Source organism: Variovorax sp. UMC13 (genome assembly GCF_014170375.1).
In the GTDB taxonomy this organism is placed as follows: domain Bacteria; phylum Pseudomonadota; class Gammaproteobacteria; order Burkholderiales; family Burkholderiaceae_C; genus Variovorax.
The window spans coordinates 59,274-85,968 of record NZ_LZZW01000018.1 but is presented as its reverse complement, the minus strand read 5'-3'; the positions used below and the strand labels follow the sequence as shown (position 1 = coordinate 85,968).

The window sequence follows — 26,695 nt, the reverse complement described above, 5'->3', positions numbered from 1 at the left end:
GCCATGCTCGAAGGATTCGTTCCCTTCCCCGCCGACTTCGCCCGCCGCTACCGCGCGCGCGGCTACTGGCGCGACCGGTCGCTCGCACAGGAATTCGCCGAGGTGTTCCAGCGCTTCGGCGAACGCACCGCACTGATCGACGGCGAGCGCCGCTACACCTACGCCGCGCTCGACGCCGCCAGCGACAACCTCGCGCTCAACCTGCTGGCGCTGGGCCTGCGGCCGCTGGACCGGGTGATCCCGACGCTGCCCAACGTAGCGGAGTTCGTGATCCTCTACCTGGCGCTGCAGAAGATCGGCGCGATCCCGATCGCGGCGCTGGTGACCCATCGCTTCGCCGAGATCAGCCAGTTCGCGCGGCTGTCGGGCGCGCACTGCTGCGTCTACCCGGATGCGCTGGGCGACTTCGCCTTCGCGCCGATGATCGAGCGCGTGCAGGCCGAGAACCCCGCGCTGCAGCTGCGCCTGGTGCTCGGCGAGCCCGGGCCGGGCGAGCATTCGCTGGTCGCGCTCATCGAGCGGCCCGCGACGCTGCCGCGCAGCCGGCTGGACACGCTGGCCATCGACCCCACCGACCCCTGCATCTTCCAGCTCTCGGGCGGCACCACCGGCATCCCCAAGCTGATCCCGCGCACCAACAACGACTACGCCTACAACTCCAGGGTGGCGGCGCAGGTCGCGGGCGTGGACGCCGAATCGGTGCTGCTGCTGGTGCTGCCGATCGCGCACAACCTGCCGCTGGCCTGCCCGGGCATCCAGGGCTTCTTCTTTCAGGGCGCGACGGTGGTGCTGCATGCCAACACCCGGCCGGCCGAGATGTTCGCGCTGATCCAGCGGCACCGCGTGACGCACCTCAAGGTGGTGCCGGCACTGCTGATCCGGCTGATCAACGACCCAGCCATCGCTGGCTTCGAACTCGGCTCGGTGCGGCAGATCCAGAGCGGCGGCCAGCGCATGCAGCCCGAGGTGCGGTTGCGCACGCGCAAGCTGTTCCGCAACGCCTTCGTGCAGGAGAACTTCGGCATGTCCGAAGGCCTGCTGATGTTCGTGCGCCAAGGCGATGCCGAGGAGGTGCTGCTGGAGACCTGCGGCCGCCCGGTCTGCGAGGACGACGAGGTGCTGCTGCTCGACGACGAGGGCCATGCGGTGCCCGAGGGCGAGGTGGGCGAGCTGGCCTGCCGCGGTCCCTACACCTTGCGCGGCTACTTCGGCGTGCCCGAGTACAACGCGCGCCAGTTCACGCCCGAGGGCTTCTACCGCTCGGGCGACCTGATGCGGCGCCACCCCTCGGGCAACTACATCGTCGAGGGCCGCAAGAAGGACCTGATCAACCGCGGCGGCGAAAAGATCAGCGCCGAAGAGGTGGAGAACCTCGTGCTCATGCATCCGGCGGTGCAGAACGTGGCCTGCGTGCCTTACCCGGACGAACGGCTGGGCGAAAAGATGTGCGCCTGCGTGGTGCTCAAGCCGGGCCACGCGCTCACGCTCGCGCAGCTCGTGGACTTCCTGCAGTCGCAGGAGATCGCGCGCTTCAAGCTGCCCGAGCGCCTCGAAGTGCTGCCGGACTTCCCGGTCTCGACCTTCGGCAAGGTCTCCAAGAAAGCCCTCGGCGAAATGTTCGCCGCCCACCCCGCGGCCTGAGCGCCGCCCAAGGAACATCCATGCGCATCATCGACCTGCATTGCTATCCCGGCACCCAGACCTGGATCGACGCCCAGGGGCCCTACCCCGCGGCGCTGGCCAGCTACTGGAAGCGCGACTGGGTCGCCAAATCCGAACAAGAGGTGATCGCCGAGTTCGCTTCGGCCGGCGTCGAGGCCTGCCTGGTCGCGCTCGACCTCGAGACCACCGTGGCCACGCCGCCCTGCAGCAACGCGTACGTGCACGGCATCTGGCAGCGCCACCCGGAGCGCATCCTCCAGTGCTGGGGCGCGGTCGAACCGGCCAAGGGCGAGATCGCGATCCGGCAGGTGAAGAAGGCGGTCGAGGAGCTGGGCTTCGTCGGCTTCCACTTCCATCCGATCATGCAGCACTTCGCGGTCAACGACCGGCGCCACTACCCGCTGTTCGAGGAGATCGACGCGCTGGGCGCGGCCGTGATGATCGACGTGGGCACCACCGGCATGGGCGCCGGCATGCCGGGCGGCCACGGCGCGCGCGTGCGGCATGCACATCCCTCGCACATCGACGACCTGGCGGCCGACTTCCCCAAGCTCAAGATCCTCATGGCCCATCCGGGCTGGCCCTGGGTCGACGAGACCACGGCGGTCGCGCTCCACAAGGGCAACGTGTACTGGGAGATGTCGGGCTGGGCGCCCAAGCACTTTCCCGGCAACCTCAAGGTCGACATCCGCGGCCGGCTGCAGGACAAGATCATGTTCGGCAGCGACTACCCCAGCCTGCCCTACGAACGCATCCTGCGCGAATGGGCCGAGCTCGGCTACTCGGACGCGGTGATGGAGAAGATCATGCACGGGAACGCCGAACGCGTGCTGGGCCTGTAGATGAAGCACGCGTTCGTCTGCGACGGCGTGCGCACGCCGATCGGACGCTACGGCGGCGGCCTGTCGGGCGTGCGCACCGACGACCTCGGCGCGTTGCCGATCCAGGCCCTGATGGCCCGGCACCCCACGCTCGACTGGGCGCGGCTCGAGGAGGTCTACCTTGGCTGCGTGAACCAGGCCGGCGAGGACAACCGCAACGTGGCGCGCATGAGCGCGCTGCTCGCGGGCCTGCCGACCGGCGTGGCGGCGGCCACGGTCAACCGGCTCTGCGCCTCCGGCCTCGAGGCCGTGGCCAGCGCGGCGCGCGGCATCGCCTGCGGCCAGCTGCGGCTGGCGCTGGCCGGCGGCGTGGAGAGCATGTCGCGCGCGCCCTTCGTGATGCCCAAGGCCGCCGCGCCCTTCTCGCGCCATGCCGAGGTGCACGACTCGACCATCGGCTGGCGCTTCGTCAACCCGCGCATGGAACGCCTGCACGGCGTGGACTCGATGGGCGCGACGGCCGAGAACGTGGCCGAGGCGCACGGCATCTCGCGCGCCGACCAGGACGCCTTCGCGCTGCGCAGCCAGCAGCGCGCGGCGCGGGCCGTGGCCCAGGGCCTGCTTGACGTGGAGATCGTGCCGGTGCGCGTGCCCGGCGCGAAGCGCGGCGCGGAAGCCGAGCTCCGCCTCGACGAGCATCCGCGCGCCGACACCACGCTCGACACCCTGGCCCGGCTCCGGCCGGCCTTCCGCGAGGGCGGCAGCGTCACCGCGGGCAATTCCTCCGGCGTGAACGACGGCGCGGCCGCGCTGCTGCTGGCCAGCGAGGACGAGGCCGCGCGCCTGGGCCTGGTGCCGCTGGCCCGCGTGACCGGCGTGGCCACGGCCGGCGTCGATCCGCGCGTGATGGGCATCGGCCCGGTGCCGGCCACGCGCAAGCTGCTCGCGGCCACCGGGCTGGCCATCGCCGACTTCGACGTGATCGAGTTGAACGAAGCCTTCGCTGCCCAGGGCCTGGCGGTGCTGCGCGAACTCGGGCTGCCGGACGACGCGCCGCACGTCAATCCGAACGGTGGCGCGATCGCCTTCGGCCACCCGCTGGGCATGTCGGGCGTGCGGCTGGTGCTGACGGCGCTGCGGCAGCTGCAGCGCACAGCCGGCCGGCGTGCGCTGTGCACCATGTGCATCGGCGTGGGCCAGGGCATGGCGCTGGCGATCGAGCGCGTCTAGCCATGGCGACGCTGGACCTGCTCATCGAAGAGCGCCCGGCCTCCGGGGTCGCGCTGCTGCGGCTGAACCGGCCGCAGGTGCTCAACGCGCTGAACCTCGCGCTGCGCGTTGCCCTGGCCCAGGCCTTCGAGCGCCTCGAGGCGGACGATGCGACGCGCGTGATCGTCCTCGCCGGCGGCGAGAAGGCCTTCTGCGCCGGCGCCGACCTGCACGAGTACCTGGACGCGCAGCCGCTGGAGATCGTGCAGCGGCGCATGGACCGCCTCTGGGATGCGATCGCGCGCTGCCGCAAGCCGGTGATCGCCGCGGTGCGCGGCCATGCCCTCGGCGGCGGCTGCGAACTCGCGATGCATGCCGACCTGATCGTCGCCGGCGACAACGCGCGCTTCGGCCAGCCCGAGGTGCGCATCGGCCTGATGCCCGGAGGCGGCGCCACCCAGCGGCTGACCCGCGCGGTGGGCAAGTTCAGAGCCCTGCGCCTGCTGCTGACCGGCCAACCCATCCCGGCCGCCGAGGCGCTGGCCATCGGCCTGGCCAGCGAGGTGGTGGCCGACGACCAGGTGGAGGCCCGCGCGCTCGCCCTGGCCTGCGAGCTGGCCCGGGGCCCGCGGCAGGCGCTCGAGTTCATCAAGGAGGCCGTGATCGAGGGCATGAACCTGCCGCTGGCGCAGGGGCTGCAGCTCGAACGCAAGTCCTTCCAGCTGCTGTTCGCCGGCGCCGACCCGCGCCTCGGCATCCAGGCGCGGCTCGACCGGGAGGAACCCCGGTTCACCTAGCGCCGCCCACCGATTCTTTTTTTCACGCAACCCGGTCCATCAAGAACTACAGGAGACGCCACCATGACTTTTCAATCCAGACCCCTGCACTCGCGCGCCGCGCCGGCCCTGGCGCTGCTGACCCTGGCCGCACTCGGCGCGCCGGCCCAGGCCACCGAGAACGGCGGCAACTCCTACGCCGTCGGCGTCGAGGGCATCCTCTCGGGCCAGATGCTGCCCGAGGGCCTGCACTTCCTCTCGTACTACCAGCACTACGGCGCTTCGCACAGCAAGGACAACGGCGGCGCCGACAACGCGCGGCTGGCCTACTACGAGGCCGAGGCCAACACGGTGGCGCTGCGGCTGAGCTACGTCTGGCCGGGCGTGCGGCTGTGGGGCGCCAACGTCGAGACACGCGCGGCGTTGGCCGTGCCCACCGTCGACCTGTCGCTGGGCATCGCCCGGCCCGGGCCGCTGGGCCCGCTCGACCGCAGCGGCAGCAAGACCGGCATCGGCGACCTGCAGTTCGCACCCCTGCTGCTGGGCTGGCACCACGGCGACGTCCACCAGACCGCCGGCGCCGAGGGCTTCCTGCCCATCGGCGAGTTCAACAAGAACGCCGCGGTCAACATCGGCCGCAACTACTGGCAGGTGGCGCCCTTCTATGCCCTCACCTGGACGCCCGGCAACCGCTGGCAGCTCTCGACCAAGGTCCGCTACGCCGTCAACAGCAAGAATCGCGCGACCGACTACCGGTCGGGCAACGAGTTCACCATCGAGTACAGCGCCGGCTTCGTGGTCACGCCGGGCCTGGCCCTCGGCATCAACGGCTACATGTACCGGCAGACCACCGACGACAAGCAGGCCGGCCTGGTGGTGAACGGCAACGGCAACCGCGGCCGCGTCGATGCCATCGGTCCCTATGTAAGCTTCAACATCACGCCCAAGGTGGCGGTGATGGCGCGGCTCCAGGTGGAGTACGGCGCGCGCAACCGCTCGGAGGGCACGCGGCTGTGGCTGCAGACCAAGCTGCCGTTCTGAGGCGGCCCCATTGCGCGCGGTGATGCGGCCCATCACGCTTGTCCATTGGTGTATCGGTCGCGGCCTCCCTAGAGTCGAGGCCGCGCCCCGGACCGTCGATGCAGCCACACCGCAACGCGCTTTCCAGCACTTTCGATTCCACAGGAGACCCCATGCATCGTTCCATGATCTATGAACACAACGTCGACATCCCGCTGCGCGACGGCAGCGTGCTGCGCGCCAACGTCTACCGCCCGGTGGGCACGGGCACGTACCCCGTCATCATGTCGCTCGGCCCCTATGGCAAGGACCGCCACCTGGCCGACCGCGCGCCCCAGCTGGCGCGCGAACTCGGCGGCGGCCCCTTCGTCAACTGGGAGACGCCGGACCCGAGCTGGTGGGTGCCGAACGACTACGTGGTCGTGCGCGTCGACAGCCGCGGGTCGGGCGAGTCGCCGGGCTTCCTCGCGCCCTTCACGCCGCAGATCGCGCAGGACTACCACGACGCCATTGAATGGGCCGGGCACCAGGCCTGGTCCACCGGCAAGGTGGGCCTGCTGGGCGTCTCGTACTACGGCGCCACGCAGTGGGCCGTGGCCGCGCTGCAGCCGCCTTCGCTCGCGGCGATGATCCCGTGGGAGGGCTTCTCCGACGCCTACCGCGACCTGTACCGGCACGGCGGCATCCTCAACAACAAGTTCATCGCCTGGTGGTGGCCGGAGACGGTGCTGAACATGCAGCACGGCCGCGACCATCTGTCCAGCGACGAGCGCCAGGCCAACCAGCTGGACGTGCTGGGCGCGCTGCGCGCCCGCCCGTTGAGCGATCCCTTCTATGCCGACTGGCTGCCCGACCTCTCGAAGATCGAGGTGCCCTTCCTGTCGGTGGGCAACTGGGGCAACGTCGGCCTGCACCTGCGCGGCAACGTGGAGGCCTTCAACGGCGCCGCCTCGACGCAGAAGTGGCTGCGCCTGATCGTGGGCGACCACGTGCTGCCGGCCTACACGCCGCAGGCCCTGGCCATGCAGCGCAAGTTCTTCGACCACTTCCTCAAGGGGCGCGACAACGGCTGGACCGACGAGCCGCGGGTGCAGGTGGCGGTGCGCGGCTCGGACGGCGTGTCCCAGCGCGCGTCCACGGCCTGGCCGATCGAGGGCACGGAGTGGGTGCGGATGCACCTCGATGCCGCCGACGGGTCGCTCGGCTCGGCCGCGCCGCAGCGCACGGGCTCGGTCGCGTACGCGGCCGACGGCCATGGCGTGTCCTTCCGCTCCGCGCCCTTCGACGCGCGGGTGGAGGTCATCGGGCCGGTGGCGCTGCGGCTGTGGGCTTCGTCCTCGCTGGCGGACATGGATGTCTTCGTGCGCCTGCGCAAGATCGACGCGCAGGGCAACGACATGGTCGGCATCGGCCCGGCCGGCGGCCACATGGCGCTGGCACTGGGATGGCTGCGCGCATCGCAGCGCAAGCTCGACGCCGCGCGCAGCCAGCCGCACCGGCCGGTGCACACGCACGACGAGGCGCAGCCGCTCGTGCAGGGCCAGCCCGTGGCGCTGGACATCGAGGTCTGGCCCACCAGCATCGTGTTCGAGCCCGGCAGCCGGCTGGTGCTCGAGATCGCGGGGCGCGACTATGAGAAGGGCGGCCCGCTGGGCCATGGCGGGGCCGACCCCGACGCGAAGCCCGTGCCCTTCATCCACTTCCTGCACGACGACGCGGTGGACCGCCCGGCCGATCGCTTCGGCGGCACGCACACGGTCCACACCGCCGGTGCGCAGGATTCCTACCTGCTGCTGCCCATCGTGCCGACCGGCGCCGGCACGCGCGCGGTCTGAACGCCAAGGACGCGACGATGAACTCCCATCCCATCGGCTTCGCCGGCCTCGGCAACGTGGGCAGCCCGATGTCCATCAGCCTGCTGCGCGCCGGCCACACCGTGATCGGCCACGACCTGCGGCCCTGCCAGGCTTTCGTCGACGCGGGCGGCACGATGGTCGACGCGGCGAAGCTGCGCCAGGCGCCGGTCGTGCTGTTCAGCCTGCCCGGCGGGGCGGTGTCGCGCCATGTCGTGGACGCGCTGCTCGACGGCCCGCGCGCGACCCGCACGGTGATCGACCTCAGCAGCTATGCGCTGGCCGACAAGCAGGCACAGGCGGCCCGGCTGGCCGGACACAGCATCGAGATGCTCGACTGCGAGGTCAGCGGCCTGCCGGCCCATGTGGCCGAGCGCAAGGCGGTGATCTTCAAGTCCGGCCCGCGGCCGGCCATCGATGCGCTGGCGCCGCTGTTCGACGCCATCGCGCAGCAGCATTTCCACGTCGGCGACTTCGGCGCCGCCACACGACTGAAGCTGATCGCCAACACCATGGTCTGCGTGCACAGCACTACGAGATGACGATGGGCCCCGACCGCGCGAACCGGCTCGACGCCTGCGGCAGCGCGCTCGCGGCCGGCGTGCCGCTGGCCATTCACTCCGATGCGCCGGTGACGCCGCTCGGGCCGCTCTTCACCGCCTGGTGCGCCGTCAACCGGGTCACGCCCAAGGGCCGCGTGCTCGGCGAGAAGGAACGCATCACGGTGCCGCAGGCGCTGCGCGCGATCACGCTGGGCGCGGCCTGGACGCTCAAGCTCGACCACGAGGTCGGCAGCATCGAATGCGGCAAACGCGCCGACTTCTGCGTGCTGGAAGACGACCCGCTGGCCATGGACCCGGCCGCGCTGAAGGACGCCCGCGTGTGGGGCACCGTGCTCTCGGGCCGCGTGTTCGAAGCGCACCCGGCCTGAGCCCGACGTGAGCATGACAAGGCGCCTGCCGCTCACCGTCATCGGCGGCTTCCTCGGCGCCGGCAAGACCACGCTGCTCAACGGCTGGCTGCGCGCGACGCGAGGCCAGCGTATCGCGGTGCTGGTGAACGACTTCGGCGCGCTCAACATCGACGCCGAACTCATCGCCTCCGCCAGCGGCGACACCATCGCACTGAGCAACGGCTGCGTCTGCTGCCAGATCGGCGACGACCTGTCGCGCGCGCTGATGCAGGTGCTTTCCTCGGACTCGCCCTTCGACGGCGTGGTGGTCGAGGCCAGCGGCGTGTCCGACCCCTGGCGCATCGCGCAGCTGGGCCTGGCCGACCCCGGCCTGAGCATGGGCGGCGTGCTCGTGCTGGTCGACGCCGGCGCCCTGCTCGCGCACCTGGGCGATCCCTTGCTGGCCGACACGATGGAACGCCAGTTGCGGGCGGCCGACCTGATCGTCGTCAACAAGACCGACACCGTGGACGGCGAGGCCTTGGCCCGCGTGCACACGCGCATCGCGGCCAGCGCCCCGAAAACGCCGCGTTTCGACACCGTCCAGGCCCGCGTGCCGATCGAGCTGCTGCGCGAGCCGCCATGGCCGACCCGGCCGGCGCCCGGCGCGCAGGCGCCGCACGCCTGCGGTCCGGGCTGCGACCATGCGGGCCCGTCGCCCGGCGGCGATGCCTCGCCGCGGCATGGCGAGCTGTTCGAGAACTGGTCGGCCCGGCCCGAGCGCTGCTTCGAGGCCGCCGCGCTGCGCCGCTGGATGGCCGACGCGCCTGCGGGCCTGCTGCGGCTCAAGGCCCTGCTGCGCACCGGCGAAGCCGAATGGACCGAACTCCAGTTCGCCGGCCGCCATGCCTCGCTGCGGCGCGCCACGGCGCCACAGGCCGGCCCGGCCGTGGTGGCCATCGGCCTGCAGGGCCGGCTGCCGCTCGCCGCGCTCGAAGCGCAGTTCGGTTCGGCGCGCCACGACGGGTCCGTGCCGCGCTGAGGACGGTGCCCGTGGCCTCGGGTATCCGTGAATGTGCGGCGGCACCGGGGTGCGGCACAGGACTGCCCTGCAGACGCGGCTTGGGCCGAAAGCATGCCGCTGCGCGCACAGCACCACGATGAGGACCGCACCGGTCCGGCTGCTGCATCCACGCGTCTGCTGACAGCTGATCGAGGTCTTTGCGGAGGACGGCGGGGATGAAAAAAGCCCCGTCGATCGATCGATCAACGGGGCTTCAGCATCCTGGCGGAACCGGAGGGAGGCACCTCACTAGATTCCATGCGGTGTGCAGGCTTTTTTATTCATTTATACCTACAAAAATGCCTACAAAAGAGTTTCGTAGGCCACGCTGGGATTCGAACGCTCGATGCCATGTAGATCGTGGTGCCACCATCACAAACTCTGGCTGCATCGATTCGCTCGGCGTTGCTTTGAACACGCTCACTGGTGCCAGGCTATCCGGCCTTTGGCGCTATATACTGGATGTATGTCCAGTATTCCCAGCGTCCTTGACCCGGCTGTCCCACTGCCGCGGATGCTGCTGGTCGTGGCAGAAGGTCGCGTTCCGGCTGGCTTCCCCTCGCCCGCCGACGACTTCGCGGTCAAGCGTCACGACCTAAACGAATTGCTGGTCACCCACCCGGCCGCGACTTTTATGTGGCGTGTGAGCGGCCAGTCCATGATCGAGGCGGGCATCTTCGATGGCGACGTGATCGTGGTTAACCGCGCGCTTACGCCGGCGCACAAGGACATCGTCGTGGCCCAGGTCGACGGCGAGTTCACCGTGAAGTACCTGTACAAGCGCGCCGACCGGGTGAAGCTGATGCCGGCCAATCCCACCTTCCCGACCATCACCTTTCGCGAGGGTCAGCAGCTGATCATCGTCGGCGTGGTGACGGCCGCCATCAAGCGCTTCCGCCAGTGAGCATGCGATGTACGCGCTGGTCGACGGGAACAACTTCTATGTGAGCTGCGAGCGCGTGTTTCGTCCGAGCCTGCTGGGCCGGCCGGTGATCGTGCTGAGCAACAACGACGGGTGCGCGATCGCGCGCTCGAACGAGGCCAAGGCCCTCGGCATCACCATGGGCGAGCCGTGGTTCCAGATCCAATCGAAGTACCGCGACGAGGGCATCGTGGCCCTCTCGGCAAACTTCACTCTGTACGGCGACATGAGCAACCGAATGATGTCGATCGCGGCCGGCCTCGGCCCCGAGCAGGAGATCTACAGCATCGACGAGTCGTTCATAGGCCTGGCTGGCGTGCGCGGCAATCTGGTCAAGCGCGCGGGCGGCGTGCGCGAGCGCATCCTGCAGTGGATCGGCGTGCCGTGTGGCATCGGCATTGGGCCGACGAAGACGCTGGCCAAGCTGGCGAACCACATCTCGAAGAGTGCCGACCGCAAGCCGGGCAGCTACCCGGCCGAGCTCGCCAGGGTGTGCAACCTCGCCGCCCTGCCCGCGGCAGATCTCGACGCGGTGCTGCAGGCGACCGACCTGGGCGAGATCTGGGGCATCGGCAGGCGCATCGCGGCCCAACTGCGTGAGGTGGGCGTGCTGACGGCGTTGGACGTGGCCCGCATGGACCCCGTGGTCGCGCGCCGCCGCTGGTCGGTGGTGCTCGAGCGCACCGTTCGCGAGATGCAGGGCCAGGCCTGCATTGCGTTCGAGGACTCGCCGGCGCCGAAGAAGGAGATCGCCTGCACTCGCAGCTTCGGCGGCGCGATCACCGAGCTCGAAGACCTGGTGGAGGCCGTGACAGAGTTCGCCTCGCGGGCCTGTGAGAAGCTGCGCAAGCAGAACGGCCAGGCCGGCCAGGTGCTGGTCTTCATCCACACAAGCGCCTTCCGCGTCGAGGACAAGCAGTACTCGAAGTCGATCACCGTGCCGCTGCGCCGGCCCACGGCCGACAGCGGACTCATCGCGTCGAGCGTCGTGCGCGCGCTGCACGCGATCTACCGGCCAGGCTTCAGGTATGCGAAGGCCGGCGTGATGCTGCTGGACCTGCAGGACACCTCGGTGGAGCAGCATGAGCTCGACCTCGACGAGCCCAGCGACGACCGCAGCCGTCTGATGGGTGCGATGGACGCGATCAACGACCGGTACGGCCGAGGGGCCCTGACGCTGGCCAGCGCCGGCACAGCGGGCGCGGCGCGCAAGTGGACCATGCGGCAGGAACTCAAGACGCCCGACTACACCACACGCTGGACTGACCTGCCCTGCGCTCGCGCTTGATACGTTGGCGGTCACTTGCTGGCCGAACTCTTCGACCGATAACCCGTGGCTAAAACAGCCCTGCTGGCTCCGCCGCCACATCCCAGCTGAAGATCATCAGCTCGTTGCGGTCTACGCCCTTGTGCCCTCCCCCCACTTGGTAGGTGATCCCGAGCGTCTCCATGTGGAAGTCAGCGAAACAACGGCGCACGTCGGGGTGGTCGTTGATGCTCAAGATCGCTTTGCCCTGAAGGTTTTTGAGCGTTGCGGCCATTGCCTCGTACTCTGGCCAGGCGAAAGGCACGCCATAGCCTTCGGTCTGCCAGTACGGCGGGTCGAGATAGAACAGGGTGTGTGGCCGGTCGTAGCGGCGCATGCACTCTTTCCAGTCGAGGCGTTCGATATGCGTGCCTGCCAAGCGAAGGTGCGCAGCGCTCAGTTGCTCCTCGATGCGCAGCAGGTTTACCGGCGGCGCCGTGGTCGCAGTGCCCCAGGTCTGGCCGTGGACCTTGCCGCCGAAAGCGTGATGCTGCAGGTAGAAGAAGCGTGCCGCGCGCTGGATATCGGTGAGCGTTTCGGATGGAGTGTCCTGCAGCCACTTGAACATCTCACGGCTGGAGAGCGCCCACTTGAACTGGCGAACGAACTCCTCGAGGTGGCTCTGCACCACCCGATAGAGGTTGACGATGTCACCGTTGACATCGTTGATCACCTCGACGTCCGCCGGCGGGCGAAGGAAGTACAACGCCGCACCGCCGGCAAAGACCTCGACATAGCAGGTGTGCGCGGGGAAGCGGGGGATGATGGTGTCGGCGAGACGGCGCTTGCCGCCTATCCAAGGGACGATGGGTGTTGCCATGGGTTCCGAATGACCTGTAACGGTCGTTTACACTCAGCCCGCCTGTACAGGTGGCAGGGCCTTGGTCGAACTCACAGGCGCGTTCTGTGGGGGAGGCGGTCCGATGCTGTGTTAGCGCACGGCAAAGGGTCGCCCTGTCTTTTATTCTTTACTGCGCCACTAGCGGCGCAGTGCAGCTCCGAAGAGCGGCGAGCAGCTCGCCCTCGTAGCCTTCGCGGATCTCGATCTCCGCTGTGAGGACTGCGACGAAGCGATCGAGGGCTACACCTGGTGTGAGCGCGTCAGAGGGCATGGCGGGGCGCGCAGGCTCGTCGACACGGCATTCGATGGGCATCGGCACCTTCACCTGGTGTGACGTCGACGCGCAGCCGGCTAGCAGCAGCGCGCAAAGCAAGGCAGAACGCTTCATGGCGCCCTCCCGTGCAGCCAGTCATCAGCCCGATCTCGAGCACTGGCGCAGTCGTTACCCGGCACGCTGGGCGCCGTGGACAAGATCACCTGCGCCCTGCTCTGCTTGTCTGCGGCCGCCGCACGCGCTGCGGCCGTGGCCTTCTTTGCCTCTGCCGCGCGCTTGTAGGCTTGCTCGCGCAGAGCTTCCGTGGCATCGCTGCAGGCTGAGGCGTCTGCGCGGGCCTCGTCCCGCTGGCCAGTGAGCGCTGTCACGTCGTCGCGGGCTTCCAGCCAGGCCCAACCTAGCGCCGCATTGCTGGCCAGGCTGATGAGAAGCGCGATCAACCCGGGGTTCATACCCGGTGCACCCCCGCGACCGTGCCTGCGTTGCTGATCGTGATGATGCGGTTCACGTCCTTCGCCGGCCGCCGCGTGCTGACATGGATCCATGACCCGAACTCGTGGATCAACTGGCCAATGCCCAGCTCGCTCACCTTCGGCGCTAGCGCCATCGTGACGTCGTAGGGCGTGCCGAATGCCGGCGCCTTGAAGTCGACAGCCATCGCGCGCAAGTGGTCGCTGCCGCTGCCGCTGCCGATCGCCTTGTTCAATGCGGGCGAACGATAGGCACTGGTGACAATGATCGGGATCTCGCGTCCAGCTTGGCCGGCGAGTTCGGCTCGGATCCGCTCCATCAGTTCACACGTCTGCACTGCCGTCGACTGCAGGGCGCCGGGCAGCGAGTTGTCGATGCCGCGGCGCGCCGCGGCCTCGCTCGCCGTGAACTCCTCGAGGGAAAAATGTGCGGTCAGTTTCATGTGCTGCCTCCAGCTGCTGCCCGTGTGGCCATCCGGTCCGCCACGAACTTGTTGTACATAAGCTCGAGCGACTTCGCCCCGCCAAAGCTCACCATCGGAACGAAGAAGCCGACCATCAGCCCGGGCATGTCAAAGTGCGATGCGAGGAAGAACGCGCAAATGCCAGCGAGCCACGAGCCGCACATGTGGGCGCTGACCAGCAGCGGAAGGTTGCGGATAGGCTTCATCGGTACGTCGCCGTCGATGCCGGCGTTGACCTGGTTGCTGATGCGAAACAAGAGCGCCGTCACGCCGGCCAGCGTCATCAGCACGCACAGCAGCAGCGACTCACGCAGCGTGATCTGGGCGAGCGCCTGGTCAAAGGTCAGCTTTGCGGCCCACGCCGCCGGCGGCCAACAGCACAGGAGCAAGAATTTCAGAATGGCGAGGATGCGCAGGGGACTCACTTGCGAACCTCCCGTGCGTCCTGGTTTTCCCAGTAGTGGCAATAAACGCCGATGCAGGCGACCAGCAGGGCCACGAAGGCATCGAGGAGGTAGCGCGCGACCACGGGGCGCACTTCGTCAGCTCTCACCTCAACGAAGGCCATGGCGCACTGCGATAGCGCGAGCCCCATGAAGACAATGTGCCGATGCCGATGCGTCCAGCGAACAGAGAAGCGCTCAGGAAGCCAGTCGTTTACCAGCACGTCGAGGAGCCCGAGGACCGCTACCGCGCCGAGCAGCGTGAAGGCGACGAGGCCATTTAGGCCATCCTGCGCCATGACCTCCCGGTGCTGGCTCCAGGGGTCCAGCATCGCGATCACGGCGGTGACGAGACACGAGCTACTGACGTAGAAGCGGACCATCCAGGAGAAGTGCGTCTTCATGATGCTCCAGGCAATAAAAAACCCGCCGAAGCGGGTTTGAGTGGGGGTGAGATCACGTGGTGAGGCCTTCGGTTTGAAGGCCAAGTCTCGGAGCGACCGCGTCCCGTTTCTAGGGAAGAAATGGGACTTTCTATTGAAGCGCGCGGCATCGCCGCCTCGTGCTGCTTCGCTCATGGGAAGCTGATGCTACGTAGGTGACCAGCTTACATAGCGCCCGTCGAAAATTCCGGCAGCTCCCAGGCCGAATCCGATCCGAGCCGACTTTGGCTGCCCAAATATTCAAACAACTAACCCAGGATTGGATCCTGACTAAGCAGCGTCAAAGACATAGCTGAGCGGATCGAATTCGATTGCACGGACCTGCTGCGCCGCTTTCGTGACAGCGCAGATAAACGCCCATAGGCCATGAGGTCCTCGTGCATAGACGCCCCCGAGCCGGGCACTTGAAACAAACAGGCCGCTCTCAACCACCAGAAGTGCGTCGACGCCCGCAGCGTCCATTTTCAGAGCCACCGATTCCACACTATCCAGACGGACGTTGGCAAACCCTCTATAGCCAGCTACGAAAAACGGGAGCCCTCCCCCTAAAGCGCGCCCCCCAACGCTTAGCCCCTCGGGATTTCGCGTTGTGATGGTTCCACCAAAAGCGCCGAAAGTCATGCTGGAGGCGCTGCTTGCGAGTGAAGCAATCTTGGCCGCTTTGGCTTCTACTTGACTCCACTGCGCCTGCACGTCGGACTTCACTTCGACGGCAGCGGCAACGCCCTCTGTTAGATAGAGTCGCGGATATCCACCCATGATTGGCAAGCTCGGGACAAAGGGATTTTCGATAACGATATCCACCTGACCGCTCGCGGCGCCATGCTGGTCGACGATGTCTCCAGTGCCGAATCGGAAACCAGTTGGAAGCACTGCTTGAAGGTATCCGTGAAGAAACAAATCACGCTCCGCGCCCTTGCTCGCGGACGACATGTCGCTGCCCGCCTCGTACGCGGCAATAAGTTGCTTTTGGATTCCCGCTATTCGCTTCAGCACTCGCTCACTTGACACGGCAGCCTCCGATGTTGGGACCCGGCGGTCCGGGCGAAGATTGGAGCACGAAATCCCGACGCCGCCCTTTGCGCTGAAACTCGATAGAAGCGCTGCCAGGCCGGGCGACGCCCTGCCTCCCCGCAAAAGCTTAGAAAAGCGTCGAGATGAATTCCGCCATCACACGCAGCGTACCGCTATTGAAAGTCACTGAAGCTCCGGTGACGTTGTAGGCCGTCACGCGAACGGTATTAGCAGCCGTGACTACCGCCCCGAGGACCACACCGGGCGGCAGCGCCGAGTGCGTGACTTTGGGGATAGTGTGGACGTTGGTAGCCACACCCGTGATCGTGACATCGGTGAACACCGAAGCGTTGGCAGCAATTGCACCTGGGGCCCACACTCCTGTGTAGGGCAACACGTTCCAAGAGTTGTCCTTCTCGATGACCTTACCGGCGGTGCTGACCAGATATGCGCGGTCCTCCGAAGCGCTGACCATGTTCGATGCGTTACCTTCGATTTGCAGCGACTTGCAGGTCACAGAGCGGGCACTCACGGCTCCAGACGCTGCCGCCGATGCCGTCGACTGGTTGATGTTGTTGCCGCTGATGACGATCGTGGCGGTCGGGGCATCGATGTCGCGCAGGCTGACGCCTCCCGCGAAGTATCCCGAGTCGAAGTCCTCGAGGTTGTTGCCAGTAGCAGTGATGCGGCCAAACCGCGCGCCAGCAAATGAATCGCCTTGCTGCGAACCCGTTTGGTCACCGAAGCCGATCTGCGCACGCTTGAGATTGTTGTCGACCACGGAGACCTGCTTGCATTGCCCGATGTACAGACGGTTCGCCGTCCCGCCGGTGAAGTGGAAGGTGTTGTCAGCGAGATGCGCGGAGTGGTAGTACTTGACGGCGGAAAGGGTCGATCCGCTCGTCTCGGAGGCCGAGCTGATCACCATGTTCCCCGTAATTTTCACAACGCACTCCCCGACGTTGTAGGTTGGATTTGCATTGCCGTAGAACCCCTCGAACACGAAAGGCACCTGGGTGTCAGTGAGGATGGTGTTGCCGTTGATCACAGCAGACAAAGTGATGCCGGCGGTGCCACGCGACGTTTTGTTCTCGATGACTCGCCCGAATCCGGTGCTCTCGATCGAGTTGCCGCCGATGGCGATATTGCGGGTTCCCGAGAAGAGATCGATCAGTTGCTTGTGGCCGCCACCACCCACACCACGGATGACGTTGCCGTTGATGGCGACCCGCGAGGAATCCCCCGCGCCGGGGTTGTAGCCGGCCGTCGTGCCCTTGATCTTGATTCCGCGGTGCACGCCGACCAGGGCGATCTGGTTGTTGGCCAGGACAACGTCCGAGACGCCACCGATGGTCACGCCGTCGTTCTCGTTGACGACGGCCTCATAGGCGGAGAGGTCGATGGACAGACCGCAATTCGTCATCGAGAACCGCGAGTTCGCTGACGCGTTGAGTGGCGTCTCAACCCGAACCCGGCCATTGATCAGCAGGCAGCTGTCGAGCTTCACCCCATTGCGGTTCGGGCCGTAGATGGCGTACGGGGCGACGTTCGGGCTGGTCGCGGAGATGTTTCGGCAGGCAATTGCGACAGCGGTCATGCTGACCCCGTCCGCACCGAGCTGCAGGGCGACCGCATTGCCGCTCTCAATGAGCGCACCTCGACCGTCAATGGCCGTGTAGACGGTCAGGGCACTTGCCGAGTAGTACCGGCCACCGGACAGATCGACGGTGGCCCCAACCAGGTGCGCGTAGTCGAATGCCTTTTGCAGCGCCACAGCGTCATTCGTCACGCCATCGCCGACGGCGCCAAAGTCCTTCGCGCTGATGTTCTCGCGCAGCTTGGCCAAGGCGTTTCGAACCACCGAGCCGGCCCCGCTCTGAACGTAGCCCAGAAGCGCCGGGCCCGTGGGCAACGCAAGATTGGTCGCATCGATGTTGGGGATCAGCCAGCCGCCGCCCACGCGGAGGTGCTCATAGGGCACTGTGCCGACGAGGACCATGCAGCGGTCTCCATCAGCACACGGCGCACCGCTGTGCGGCTTGTTCGTTGGCGGAGTTGCGTAAACGCCCGGGTACACACGGTCCTCGTACTCCTTGCGCGTGGTGTCAGCCGCCAACGCCGAACCGATCGCCAGGCCGGCCGAGGTGCCAGCCGCGTCGCGTAGAGCTTCGAGCTCGGGCGTCGAGACAGTGGCACCCTGATCGAGCCACGCCGAGCCCGTCCACACGTGCATGTGGCCATCGACCATCCAGGCATCACCAGGAGCGTTGCCGCTGAGCGGCAGCTCGCCCACCGTGTTCTTCACGCCCTTGAGCGCCACGCCCTTGCCGACGAGCGTTCCATCCTGCCAGGCGTCCTTGAGCTCGCCGAAGTCGCCGAGCACGCCATTGAGCTGCTTGGCCAATGCAACAACGTATCCCTGTGTGGGCGCGATCGAGTACTCGGCTTCGGCTACGGTGGCACCGCCGTATGGCGTCACCAGCTTTAGCGAGGTGTCGCTCACGACGCGTTCTACCTCGACCAAACCACCTGGCGTGAAGAAGATGCCGCCCGGCAGTACGTTGTCCACCCATTCGGTGCCGACGCCGGCGACGAGGTCAGAGCCGGCCGTCAGCGTGACCAGGCCTTCGCGATACCAGGTGGTCATTGCGCGCCTTCCTCGACGGCGGCCGAGGGCTCGGCCGCGTACACCGGGACAGCATCGGCCAGCACGTTGGTGCCACCGATGTCTGCGTTCAGGATTTGCCGGCAGAACCAGTCGGGCCAGGCCGCCGAGTCGCCGGTCGGCGCGTCCTTGATCTGGGCCGTGATGTGCATCAAAGGCTGCTTGCCGGCCTCGGCCGCCGCTCGCGACACGAAGCCGGCCAGCGTCACGGCGCTGGTGCCAGTGCGCAACTGCACCAGGTGCTGCACGACGACGTGGTAGCTGGCCATGCCGCCGGTGCCGGGGTCTTCGATGGGCTTCTCGAGCCCGATGATCTTCTGCATGGTCACTCCTCAGGGGTTGGCCAGGCGATCGCATCGATCTGCGCACGCGTGGCGTTGGGGTTCTGGATGGCGTCGCGCAGGGCCTGCCGGGTGCCGACAAGCCACTGCGAGGCGACGCGGAAGACACTGACCGCTTCGAGGGTCTTGGCGCGCATCTCGGCGACATCGATGCCGCGCGCCGCCGCGATGCCGTCGAGGTACGGGGTCGGCGTGGAAGATTCGAGGGCCCAGGCCAGCGCCTCGGCTTCCTGCGCTGCCCAGGTCTGCCGCTCCTCGAGCGGGTAGCCGGCAATCAGCGCGGCCGATTCTTGCGAGAAGCGCTGATTGATCTCGACAAGCCTTGCCGCGCGCACTTGGTCGAGGGTGCGCGGGTCGGCCCAGGCCTTAGTCGGCCAGTCGAAGACATGCAGCAGGCTGGGCTGCTCTGGGATGGGCAACCACGCGGAACCCGACCGGTAAGTGTTCAGCGGCGCCGCCTCGTCGAGAGAGGTCAGGCCCGGCACCAGCGGCAGCTCGAGCGTGTGGCCGCGCATCACAACCTGGCCGTGCGCATCGATGGCGCAGAACGGGCGCGTGCCGGATGGCGTCGTGTTGTCGGTCATCAGGCGCCTCGCTTCTGCAGGTCGACCATCAGCAGCACCGGCGCGCTGGTCGAGATGACGGGCACGGTCGACCAGCTGGCCGAGATGGTGTGCGTGCCAGGGCCATAGTCGACCAGGCTGCCGCAGGAGACCGGTGTCGACTGGTACATGTTGCTTATGCCGCCCTCAGAGCCAGGACCCTCCCGAGCAATGACTGACTGAGAGGTAGCGGTCGCAGTCGCGCCTGTCACGAACAGCCCGGCGGCGAACCGCGCATCTTCGATCTCCCCGGAGTTACCGGCGATGGCCAATGACGAAGCGCGCCACACCTGGCCAGCTGGAACGGTAAAGGCGACGGCCGCATTGGACAGGCCATCCGACGCCAGGGAAATGCCCAGGGCAAAGCCGGCCACCTTCAGCGTTCCGATGTCCGCGTCCTTGATCTTGGCGACGTTGATGTAGACCACGCCGCCCTCGACGCGGAACGGTGCGTCCAGGGCTGAAGAGCCTGCGTCGGCAGCGACGACGAAGCGGTCGGCGAAGACCACAACCTCGGACTGCGTCGGCGCACCGCCGCTGCCGGCCGACACGCCGATCGACAAGCCTGCCAGAGCGCGACGGCCGGTGCTGCCGACGACCTCGGTGCGGATCATGTACTGGGCCGCGACGTTGCCGTTGAGGCTTGCCAGCGTGTTGCCCTGGATCTCAACAGTGCCCGACAAGCCGCCAACGCTCGACTGGATAGTGGTGACCTGGGACGCCAGGGCGTTGTACTGCGTGGTGCGCGCCGTGGTCTCGACAGCGATCGCCGCGGTGTTGTCGGCGGTGACAGCCGCGACCAGGTCGAGCTGCATCGCCATCGCGTCCTGCTCTGTGGCCAGCGTCGTGATCTGGCTGGAGACGATGGCGTGGTTCTCGTCGACGGTGGACGACAGCGCGGTGAACTTGCTGGCCAGCGCGGTCGCGTCAGTCACCACAACCTCGATCGCCTCGTAGACGCCGGCGCGTGTTCGGGCCAGCTTGCCGTCGGACGTCAGCGCGCCCTGCATCTGCAGGCGGGCGACCTCGTCGAGGGCCGCGTCGACCTTGCTGCGGAGGTTGGCGATCACGCCGTCGAACGCGGCCAGCGTGACCGTGAAGGTGTAGCCTGGCGCGCCGCGGTTGCCGGCGACGTCGACGGCGGTCACCCAGTAGCGGTGCTCGCCGAACTTGGGCTGCACGCCACTCCAGCTCAGCGCCAGGACCTGGGTGACGACAGTTGCGGTCTCCCAGGTCTCGCCGATCCGGATCTCGTAGTGCGCAATCGGCTGCGTGGTCTTGCAGTCCTGCCACAACAGCGCGACGGTGTTGCGGTTGTTCACCGTGCCGTGCGGGTCGGCCTGTGCCGGCGGATCGATCTCGATGGTCTTGAACACCGGCTCCGACCATTGGTCGATGGTGTTGTGGTGCGCCGCCCAGACGGCCTGACTGCCCGCGGGGAACCAGCCGAGGTTCGCGCTGGAGGCGCGGCCGTCGAACAGGATCGTGCTCTCGGCCAGCTCCCAGCTCGGCCCGCGGCGCAGTTGCGTCGCCGACCATCCCAGCAGGTCGATGCCCTCGGGCTCCTGCCAGTACGCGAAGATGCCCGTGAGCTCGGGCTCAACGCGCAGGCTCAGCACGCTGTCGGGAGGCCCCTCGAGGCCATGCACCTCATGCTGAATTACCGACCAGTTGCTGCTGGCGTAGGCGGTCAGGAACTGCAAGCGGATCACGTAGGCGTTGTGCACCTCCAGGCCGAGGAGATAAAACTCCGTCGCGTCGCCCGGCAGGTCGACCGTCTGCCACGCCAGGCCGCCGTCGGCGAGTCGCCACTGCAGCCGCGTGGTCCCCGCCTGCAGCACCATCGCATCCGGCGACGGTGCCCACGACACACGCACGCGCACCACCATGACGCCGTCCTGCTGGACCATCTGGCTCTCGCCGCTGATTGCGACCAGATCGAGTGGCGGGCCGGGCTTGATGAACGGGCTTGGCAGGCTCGTGTTTGGCGAAGGGTCGGCACGCGTTTCATCGGCCGGGTCATAGAAGGTTTCTTCGTCCTCAACCACCTGCAGGGAGAGGGGCGATGCAAGGCTGAAGCCATAGTCCTGCACCCGAAACGGCTTGTTCTCAAAGCCATTGAGACGGTCGGTCAGAACGATTCGATCACCCGGCTGAAGGTGCCACGCCCTGCGCGACGGATGGATCTGCATTACAAAGCCGCCTCGGCTTTGCTCGACGAGGACGCGGGCCAGCTGCTGCGTCCGCACATGGTCCCCGGTGAATGACAGAACTAGGTCGCGAACCTTCTCCTTCTCGTCGAGGGCCAAGAACGTTGGGTTGAAGTAGGGGGTGAAATCTTCAGTGACACCGTTGCGTGCCGCATTGACATAGGTACCGCGGACGCCGTTGTAGCGAGCGGTGCCAGGATTCGCAGTCTGGACCACCGAGCTCGGCGCGATCATGTCATCGTCGGTGAGCGCCATGACGGGCGTCGTCCACGCGCCCGCCAAGATGCGCCAAACCCCACCCGACTCCAGGCTGAATCCGGCCATCGAGTCTTCGATCTGCTGGCGCGTCGCATCCCGATCCTGGTCGCTGCGGAACATACCGTCGCACAGATAGCGGGCCCGCGAGCCGCCGTAGCTCGCGGGGTCTGCGTCCACGTCGGCCGCTGCGTAGACGAACGTGTCGCAGATGTTGGCGGAGCTGATCACGTCCTCGACGTTGATGTGCTCCAGCGCGGCGCCATAGCCGACCTCGGACTGAATGAAGTCTGCGAGGCAAAGCGCGTTGTTGCGGCTGTAGCCGATGGTGCCGGTTCGGAAGTCGTAGACGGGCTTCCCGCGGACCTTCACAGTGATCTCGGGTATGCCGCCCTGGAAGCGCTCGAGGAGCTTATTGACGGTGACCGCAAGGTAGGTGTAGCCGCTGAACTTGTGCGCCTCGGTCCAAAGGTCCGGCCTCGCCGCACGGAAGAAGGCATCAGCCGTGTCCACGCCACCTGGCGAGGTGTGGATCTGGACGTTGAGGGCAGCGCCGGGGCCGTTGACCCAGTAGGAGACGCGGCCCTTGACACCCTTCTGGCCGACAAGTGCGCGCCCACCGAAGGAGTTCGGCAATTGCCCGAGCACCACGCCGGCAAGCGGGTTGCCATTGAGGTCTGTGATCCCTTGCAACTCAAAGCCATCTACGTCCAGCCGCAGCGGCAGGATCCAGTAGCCATCCGGGTAGATCTCGGTGCCGCCCTCGGTCTCGCGTGAAAACTCGCTGAGCTCGAACTCCTTGATCTCAAGGCGCCTCACGCCTTCATCCAGCTGGAAATTCGCTCCGTCCGCATAGCCCTGGGGGTCCAAGTTCCCGACGTGCTCACCACCGATAAAGATCGCATCCACCCCTGCGCACTCGTGGGACGCAATCAGGAAGATGAAATGAGAAAACTGCTCGTACTGGCCGCTCGTGAACACCGCCGGCACGGTGCCGCCCACAGGCGCCGGCGAGCCGTAAATCGTGACGAATGGCGACTCCGCCTGGATGATCAGCGCGGTGCGATCTCGCAGGTTCGCAGCTTCCTGCTCGGCCGCCCGTTGCGCGGCCGCCTTCGCCCTCTTCTTCGTCTGAATCGACCCATAGATGGTGTTGGCCACCGACACCACGTAGAGAGCCACCATGGCAATCTGCGCGACAGTCGCAGCAGCCCACCACGCGGCGATCGCAGCCGTCACCGGCTCAGCCGACACCGCCCCGCCGAAGCCCAGCAGGCCAGCAAGTGCCAGGGCGCGAAGAATCAAACGCGCCACGATGCGACCCCCGCGGTCAGAGGCAGGAACTCGAGGCGATCGTCACCGGGCACCACCAAGTGCGAGCCCGTGCAGATCCCGAAGCTGTAGCCACTGACCCGCCCTACCCTGCGACCGCTTCGCGCGAGCACGACGTCGCCGCGCTGCGCCATCAAGCCAGCATGCGCAGCACCGAGCCGCGCGCTGGCCACGGCTTCGAAGCCGCCGGCAGAACGTACGAGGCGCAGTGCCGTGAGCAGATTGCGACGGTCGTAGATTCCGCCCGCTGCACGCAGGTCGCTCAGCGGATCGGTGCCGGTCTTCGCGATCACCCAGTCAGCAGCGATCAGCACGCAATCGTGCTGGAAGTACTCGAAGGGACGTGAGCGACGCTCAGCAATGAAGGCGTCGAGATTGGCACTCGTCATCCCTTCGCCCTCAGCCGTGCATTGAGCTCAGCCTGGAGGCGCTTGGACACCCAGACAGCTTGGTTGCCAATGAGCGAGGTCAAGTACTCGAAACCACGCTCGCCCGGATGGCGTGCCTGGTGCTGTGCATTGTTCATTCGGAGCGCTGAAGGGTTGTTGCGTCGGTCGTAAGAGGCCGTGCGGCACTTGAGAGTGATGGTCCCGGACGTGCCATCACGTCCAACGTCGAGCGTGTCCATCACCCCGGCGAAGCGCATGACCGGCTCCCCGCTCAGCTGGTAGGTGTTGACGTTCACCATCGCCACATAAAGCCGCATGGGCCGGTCCTGGTAATCGTTGGGGTCGCCGAGTGCCAGCGCGCGAGTGCCCAGATCGACGGCCGACAGCGTCAGGTTGAGCTTCTCTTCCGCCCCGTCTTCGCTCTCATGAACCTCCCCGATCGAGCCGAGGTTGCCCACGCCCTGCCAGGTGTGGCCGCGCGCCTCGACATTCATCGGCCAGGTGGTGTATCGCGGCGTGCCGAAGCGGCAGAACAGCTCGACGAGCGCCATCTCAGCGAGGACTGGCGACGATGCAACGGCGTTGAAGCCGGAATTGGTAGCGATGCTCACTGCCAAGCCTCCATGAGGTCCAGGCTGAAGCCGCCCTGCAGCTCGCCGCCGTGCTGCGACCAGGAGGTCTCGCTCGTGGTTCGCTTCATGAGGCACGTGGGCCGATCCCACACGACCGCAGAACCCGCTGCGACAGCAAGACGCAGGACCGGCTCGAAAGTCACGATCATCACGCCGCCGGCATTGGCGATCGCATCGGCTTGAACGTGCAGCAGCTGGCGTCCCACGGACGCCTGGTTGACACCGATGTAGTCGCCGGCGAGCACCGTCGCTCCCGCTTGGTCCGCTCCGATGCTGATGGCCAGCGAGTTGACACCGGCGCCGCCGCCTGCGGTGGTCCACACGCCACGGGCCGAGCCACGCGGGTGCGGCCGGGCGATGTCGTATACCGCCAGGTGATTGATGCGACCCCTGAGTGCGAGCAGCAACACGCGCCAGGCGGAGGCGGCATCCTCTTCCTCGCGATCGTTGCTCACGATGGAACAGGTGAAGCGCGGCGGGCCCAGTACAGACGTCTGCACTGAGCCGGTGTCGCCGCCCTCGGAGGTGAGGTCGAAGTTCTTTACGCCGAAGTCCTGCCGCATGATCGACAGGTCTTCCGGGATCTGGATGATGCTCATGACTGGGGGGCAATCTTCATGCGCTGGAAAATCTCGTACTGCGCCTTGTTGTTCTGATTCAGCATGCGTTGCACACCGGCGTAGATCTCGCCCTTGTCGGAACGCGCATCGATCTGGATGGCGTAGTTGGGGGCATAGGTCATGCCTCCCGCCGGCGAGCCGACGTCGCCGTGGTTGTAGGCCTTGGGCACAATGGCCTCGCCCTCGTGGATCATGGCGAGCATGTCGCGGGGCACGTAGTTCGTGCCGACATCGAACTTCGGTACGCCGCTAAGGCCGGTGATCAAACCGTCAAGGCCGGCTTGATTCGCCGCGCTGTACCCGGAACCGCCACCGAACAGCGAACCGAAGCCACTCAGGGCCGACCCGAACCAGCCCGAGCCCGAGCCTCCGGAAACCATGTCGCCGAACATCGAGCGGGCAATCTGGGCTGCCGCCGCTTCTGCAACCATCCGATTGAGCATCTTCTGGAAGTTCTTGCCGATGTTGTCGAACTCCCCGTCGAGCAAGTCCGCCAGGCCGGAGCCCAGCGCGCCCTGGACGTTCTCCGCGGCCTGCTTGGAGAAGTCGTCGGTGTGCTTGTTGAGCTCGTCGAGCTGGGCCTTTGCCTCGCCGTACTTGGTGGCTTCTGCTGCGATGGCGCGGCCGTAGGCGTCGCCTTGCAGAAACCCCTCGCTACGCAACTTGTTGAGATGCTCGAGCGCGGCGTTGTAGCTCTCGAGCGGGGTTCGCGTCGCCTCGATGATGCGGCGCTCGTCGTCTTGCATCGCGAGCAAGCGGCGTTGGCCTTCCTGCTGCGCAGAGAGCGCCGCCTTCTTGTTCTCGTCGCGCTCTTTCTCGATGTCGATCGTCGCCGCGGCAATCAGTGCGCGCTGCTTATCCTCATCGCTGAAAGTCTTCCCCTCGGCACGCGTGCGCCGGATCTCGGCCAGCGTGATCTCAACTTGGCTGAGATCCTTGGCCTTCTCGACCTGTTTGTCGAGTGTCTCGAGATAGCGCTTCGCATCGGCCTCGGGATCCTTGGCCTTGGCGCCTGCACCGCCTGACGCGAGTATCGGCGCAGCAACCTTGGGGGTCTCCCGCTGAAAGCGCCGAGAGACCGCGTCATTCGCATCGTTCGGATCGGCGTTGGAAAGAGCTTCGACGCGCTGGCGGGCCTTCGCGATCTCGATGTAACGATTGAGGTTGTCGATGTCGAACTGGCGGGCCCTGTTCGCCATCGCGACCGCATTCGGGCCCCCGACATTCTTTCCGAAGGACTCATCGATGTCGCGTTGGAGCTGTGCGCGCTCTGCCGTGAGCTTCTTGATGTCCGCGCCCGCGTTCATGGACATCTTCGAGAAATTCGGATCAAGAGCGCCGAGGCCGATGTCCTTGATGACCAGGCCAACTGCGCCCAGCTTCTTGATCTCAATGTACTGGTTGAGCAGGCCGCTCAGGGATTTCAGCAGCGGGCCGCCGATGGAGATGGCAGCAGCCTGCGAGGCCAGCTCGAGGCGCTTCAGGTTGTCATTGAAATCCGCGGCCTCCTTCGCAAGAGCGCCGCCGTAGATCGCGCCCAGCTGCTCGGCTTCGGTGCGAAGATCCGCAATTCCCTTTCGGCCCAGGTTGAGCAGCGGCAGCATCTCAGCGCCGCTCTTCCCGAAGATCTTCTGAGCGAGCGTTGCCTTTGCAGCTCCATCCTCGTAGGTGGCAAATCGATCGGCGAGATCGCCCAGGACGTCGTCCGTGCTGCGCAAGGTGCCGTCGGCATTTTTGAACTCGACGCCGAGTGCTTTGAAGGTCGAGACGGCTTCCTTGTTTCCGCCGGCGGCCTCGCCCATCATTTTGGCCAGGCGGGAGAAGCCACCGCTGAGCGCCTCGATCGGGGTGCCTGCTACCTCCCCTGCATAGCGGAGCTCGCTGAGCTTCTCGACCGAGATGCCGGTCTTCTCGCTCATGTCGTCGAGGCCGTCGAGCATGTCGATCAGGCCGCGCCCTTGCGCAACGACCAAGCCTGCGCCGAGAGCAGATCCGACGCCCGCCAGACCGCCCTTTATCGCTTTCGCCTTGGCCTGCAGGTTATCGAAGTGCCGGCTGACCGCCGCAAACGCCGCGGCCGATCGGTCGGTCGCGGCGAGGACGATTTCTGCTTTTGTGCTCACGCGTTCACCTCCGCAGACGTCGATTGAGCACCTTCACCTGCTTCAGAATGCTG

25 protein-coding genes and 1 pseudogene are annotated in these 26,695 nt (G+C 66.7%); 11 read left to right on the top strand and 15 right to left on the bottom strand.

Annotation, left to right across the window (positions count from 1 at the left end; translation table 11 throughout):
• Positions 1-3: 3 nt before the first annotated feature.
• The 11 genes and pseudogenes from A9977_RS15180 (at position 4) to A9977_RS15130 (ending at position 11,506) form a co-directional block, all read left to right on the top strand.
• Entirely contained in the window at positions 4-1,641 is a 1,638-nt protein-coding gene (locus A9977_RS15180) for a (2,3-dihydroxybenzoyl)adenylate synthase (protein WP_183025694.1), read from the top strand.
• A gap of 20 nt (positions 1,642-1,661) precedes the next feature.
• Complete coding sequence (locus tag A9977_RS15175) at positions 1,662-2,504, top strand: amidohydrolase family protein (protein WP_183025693.1); 843 nt, start codon at positions 1,662-1,664, stop codon at positions 2,502-2,504.
• Positions 2,505-3,713, top strand: a complete 1,209-nt coding sequence (gene pcaF / locus A9977_RS15170; RefSeq protein ID WP_183025692.1) for a 3-oxoadipyl-CoA thiolase — start codon at positions 2,505-2,507, stop codon at positions 3,711-3,713.
• 2 nt (positions 3,714-3,715) lie between these two features.
• On the top strand, positions 3,716-4,489 hold the full coding sequence (locus tag A9977_RS15165) for an enoyl-CoA hydratase-related protein (RefSeq protein ID WP_183025691.1): 774 nt from the start codon (positions 3,716-3,718) through the stop codon (positions 4,487-4,489).
• A gap of 63 nt (positions 4,490-4,552) precedes the next feature.
• A complete protein-coding gene (locus tag A9977_RS15160; RefSeq protein WP_183025690.1) occupies positions 4,553-5,509 on the top strand; it encodes a transporter in 957 nt (318 codons plus the stop codon).
• A gap of 152 nt (positions 5,510-5,661) precedes the next feature.
• Positions 5,662-7,323: a CocE/NonD family hydrolase gene (locus tag A9977_RS15155; protein ID WP_183025689.1), complete on the top strand. Its 1,662-nt coding sequence runs from the start codon at positions 5,662-5,664 to the stop codon at positions 7,321-7,323.
• Positions 7,324-7,340: 17 nt separating this feature from the next.
• Entirely contained in the window at positions 7,341-7,883 is a 543-nt protein-coding gene (locus tag A9977_RS15150) for an NAD(P)-dependent oxidoreductase (RefSeq protein WP_183025688.1), read from the top strand.
• Positions 7,868-8,272 (top strand): annotated as a pseudogene (locus tag A9977_RS15145) (amidohydrolase family protein); the annotation flags it as partial. The gene A9977_RS15150 and the pseudogene A9977_RS15145, both read left to right, overlap by 16 nt.
• 13 nt (positions 8,273-8,285) lie before the next feature.
• Positions 8,286-9,275: a GTP-binding protein gene (locus A9977_RS15140; protein WP_183025998.1), complete on the top strand. Its 990-nt coding sequence runs from the start codon at positions 8,286-8,288 to the stop codon at positions 9,273-9,275.
• A gap of 487 nt (positions 9,276-9,762) precedes the next feature.
• Positions 9,763-10,200, top strand: a complete 438-nt coding sequence (locus tag A9977_RS15135) for a LexA family transcriptional regulator (RefSeq protein WP_183025687.1) — start codon at positions 9,763-9,765, stop codon at positions 10,198-10,200.
• A gap of 7 nt (positions 10,201-10,207) precedes the next feature.
• The gene (locus A9977_RS15130) at positions 10,208-11,506 is read left to right on the top strand and encodes a Y-family DNA polymerase (RefSeq protein ID WP_183025686.1); all 1,299 of its coding nucleotides are present in this window, start codon (positions 10,208-10,210) and stop codon (positions 11,504-11,506) included.
• A 49-nt stretch (positions 11,507-11,555) separates the two neighbouring features.
• Here A9977_RS15130 and A9977_RS15125 read toward each other — a convergent pair whose 3' ends face one another.
• The 15 genes from A9977_RS15125 to A9977_RS15055 form a co-directional block, all read right to left on the bottom strand.
• Positions 11,556-12,344: a DNA adenine methylase gene (locus tag A9977_RS15125; RefSeq protein WP_183025685.1), complete on the bottom strand. Its 789-nt coding sequence runs from the start codon at positions 12,342-12,344 to the stop codon at positions 11,556-11,558.
• Between the two features lie 148 nt (positions 12,345-12,492).
• Complete coding sequence (locus A9977_RS15120) at positions 12,493-12,753, bottom strand: hypothetical protein (RefSeq protein WP_183025684.1); 261 nt, start codon at positions 12,751-12,753, stop codon at positions 12,493-12,495.
• On the bottom strand, positions 12,750-13,079 hold the full coding sequence (locus A9977_RS15115; protein WP_310936140.1) for a hypothetical protein: 330 nt from the start codon (positions 13,077-13,079) through the stop codon (positions 12,750-12,752). The genes A9977_RS15120 and A9977_RS15115 overlap by 4 nt, the downstream gene beginning before the upstream one ends.
• Before the next feature lie 8 nt (positions 13,080-13,087).
• Positions 13,088-13,552, bottom strand: a complete 465-nt coding sequence (locus A9977_RS15110) for a D-Ala-D-Ala carboxypeptidase family metallohydrolase (RefSeq protein WP_183025682.1) — start codon at positions 13,550-13,552, stop codon at positions 13,088-13,090.
• Positions 13,549-13,998 carry a hypothetical protein gene (locus tag A9977_RS15105; protein WP_183025681.1) on the bottom strand — a complete coding sequence of 150 codons (450 nt, stop codon included), beginning with the start codon at positions 13,996-13,998 and terminating at the stop codon, positions 13,549-13,551. Before A9977_RS15105 ends, A9977_RS15110 begins: the two co-directional genes overlap by 4 nt.
• Positions 13,995-14,594: a hypothetical protein gene (locus A9977_RS15100; protein WP_183025680.1), complete on the bottom strand. Its 600-nt coding sequence runs from the start codon at positions 14,592-14,594 to the stop codon at positions 13,995-13,997. Before A9977_RS15100 ends, A9977_RS15105 begins: the two co-directional genes overlap by 4 nt.
• A gap of 135 nt (positions 14,595-14,729) precedes the next feature.
• Entirely contained in the window at positions 14,730-15,470 is a 741-nt protein-coding gene (locus A9977_RS15095) for a DUF6602 domain-containing protein (protein ID WP_183025679.1), read from the bottom strand.
• A gap of 130 nt (positions 15,471-15,600) precedes the next feature.
• The gene (locus A9977_RS15090) at positions 15,601-18,120 is read right to left on the bottom strand and encodes a glycosyl hydrolase family 28-related protein (RefSeq protein WP_183025678.1); all 2,520 of its coding nucleotides are present in this window, start codon (positions 18,118-18,120) and stop codon (positions 15,601-15,603) included.
• Positions 18,117-18,461 (bottom strand): hypothetical protein, encoded by a 345-nt coding sequence (locus A9977_RS15085; protein WP_183025677.1) that lies wholly within the window; start codon positions 18,459-18,461, stop codon positions 18,117-18,119. Before A9977_RS15085 ends, A9977_RS15090 begins: the two co-directional genes overlap by 4 nt.
• A 2-nt stretch (positions 18,462-18,463) precedes the next feature.
• On the bottom strand, positions 18,464-19,063 hold the full coding sequence (locus A9977_RS15080) for a hypothetical protein (protein ID WP_183025676.1): 600 nt from the start codon (positions 19,061-19,063) through the stop codon (positions 18,464-18,466).
• Positions 19,063-22,860: a DUF1983 domain-containing protein gene (locus A9977_RS15075; RefSeq protein WP_183025675.1), complete on the bottom strand. Its 3,798-nt coding sequence runs from the start codon at positions 22,858-22,860 to the stop codon at positions 19,063-19,065. Before A9977_RS15075 ends, A9977_RS15080 begins: the two co-directional genes overlap by 1 nt.
• Positions 22,848-23,267, bottom strand: coding sequence for a DUF6950 family protein (locus A9977_RS15070; protein ID WP_183025674.1), 420 nt, complete (start codon positions 23,265-23,267; stop codon positions 22,848-22,850). The genes A9977_RS15075 and A9977_RS15070 overlap by 13 nt, the downstream gene beginning before the upstream one ends.
• Positions 23,264-23,878 carry a hypothetical protein gene (locus tag A9977_RS15065; RefSeq protein ID WP_183025673.1) on the bottom strand — a complete coding sequence of 205 codons (615 nt, stop codon included), beginning with the start codon at positions 23,876-23,878 and terminating at the stop codon, positions 23,264-23,266. Before A9977_RS15065 ends, A9977_RS15070 begins: the two co-directional genes overlap by 4 nt.
• The gene (locus A9977_RS15060; RefSeq protein ID WP_183025672.1) at positions 23,875-24,498 is read right to left on the bottom strand and encodes a hypothetical protein; all 624 of its coding nucleotides are present in this window, start codon (positions 24,496-24,498) and stop codon (positions 23,875-23,877) included. The genes A9977_RS15065 and A9977_RS15060 overlap by 4 nt, the downstream gene beginning before the upstream one ends.
• Positions 24,495-26,642: a hypothetical protein gene (locus A9977_RS15055; protein WP_183025671.1), complete on the bottom strand. Its 2,148-nt coding sequence runs from the start codon at positions 26,640-26,642 to the stop codon at positions 24,495-24,497. The genes A9977_RS15060 and A9977_RS15055 overlap by 4 nt, the downstream gene beginning before the upstream one ends.
• Between the last annotated feature and the right edge of the window lie 53 nt (positions 26,643-26,695).

Coding starts and splice junctions, on each gene's coding strand:
- A9977_RS15090 (WP_183025678.1), bottom strand. CDS start 18,120: ATGACCACCTGGTATCGCGAAGGCCTGGTCACGCTGACGGCCGGCTCT.
- pcaF (WP_183025692.1), top strand. CDS start 2,505: ATGAAGCACGCGTTCGTCTGCGACGGCGTGCGCACGCCGATCGGACGC.
- A9977_RS15085 (WP_183025677.1), bottom strand. CDS start 18,461: ATGCAGAAGATCATCGGGCTCGAGAAGCCCATCGAAGACCCCGGCACC.
- A9977_RS15080 (WP_183025676.1), bottom strand. CDS start 19,063: ATGACCGACAACACGACGCCATCCGGCACGCGCCCGTTCTGCGCCATC.
- A9977_RS15125 (WP_183025685.1), bottom strand. CDS start 12,344: ATGGCAACACCCATCGTCCCTTGGATAGGCGGCAAGCGCCGTCTCGCC.
- A9977_RS15140 (WP_183025998.1), top strand. CDS start 8,286: ATGACAAGGCGCCTGCCGCTCACCGTCATCGGCGGCTTCCTCGGCGCC.
- A9977_RS15135 (WP_183025687.1), top strand. CDS start 9,763: ATGTCCAGTATTCCCAGCGTCCTTGACCCGGCTGTCCCACTGCCGCGG.
- A9977_RS15160 (WP_183025690.1), top strand. CDS start 4,553: ATGACTTTTCAATCCAGACCCCTGCACTCGCGCGCCGCGCCGGCCCTG.
- A9977_RS15175 (WP_183025693.1), top strand. CDS start 1,662: ATGCGCATCATCGACCTGCATTGCTATCCCGGCACCCAGACCTGGATC.
- A9977_RS15100 (WP_183025680.1), bottom strand. CDS start 14,594: ATGAGCGAAGCAGCACGAGGCGGCGATGCCGCGCGCTTCAATAGAAAG.
- A9977_RS15070 (WP_183025674.1), bottom strand. CDS start 23,267: ATGACGAGTGCCAATCTCGACGCCTTCATTGCTGAGCGTCGCTCACGT.
- A9977_RS15110 (WP_183025682.1), bottom strand. CDS start 13,552: ATGAAACTGACCGCACATTTTTCCCTCGAGGAGTTCACGGCGAGCGAG.
- A9977_RS15060 (WP_183025672.1), bottom strand. CDS start 24,498: ATGAGCATCATCCAGATCCCGGAAGACCTGTCGATCATGCGGCAGGAC.
- A9977_RS15165 (WP_183025691.1), top strand. CDS start 3,716: ATGGCGACGCTGGACCTGCTCATCGAAGAGCGCCCGGCCTCCGGGGTC.
- A9977_RS15130 (WP_183025686.1), top strand. CDS start 10,208: ATGTACGCGCTGGTCGACGGGAACAACTTCTATGTGAGCTGCGAGCGC.
- A9977_RS15150 (WP_183025688.1), top strand. CDS start 7,341: ATGAACTCCCATCCCATCGGCTTCGCCGGCCTCGGCAACGTGGGCAGC.
- A9977_RS15155 (WP_183025689.1), top strand. CDS start 5,662: ATGCATCGTTCCATGATCTATGAACACAACGTCGACATCCCGCTGCGC.
- A9977_RS15120 (WP_183025684.1), bottom strand. CDS start 12,753: ATGAAGCGTTCTGCCTTGCTTTGCGCGCTGCTGCTAGCCGGCTGCGCG.
- A9977_RS15180 (WP_183025694.1), top strand. CDS start 4: ATGCTCGAAGGATTCGTTCCCTTCCCCGCCGACTTCGCCCGCCGCTAC.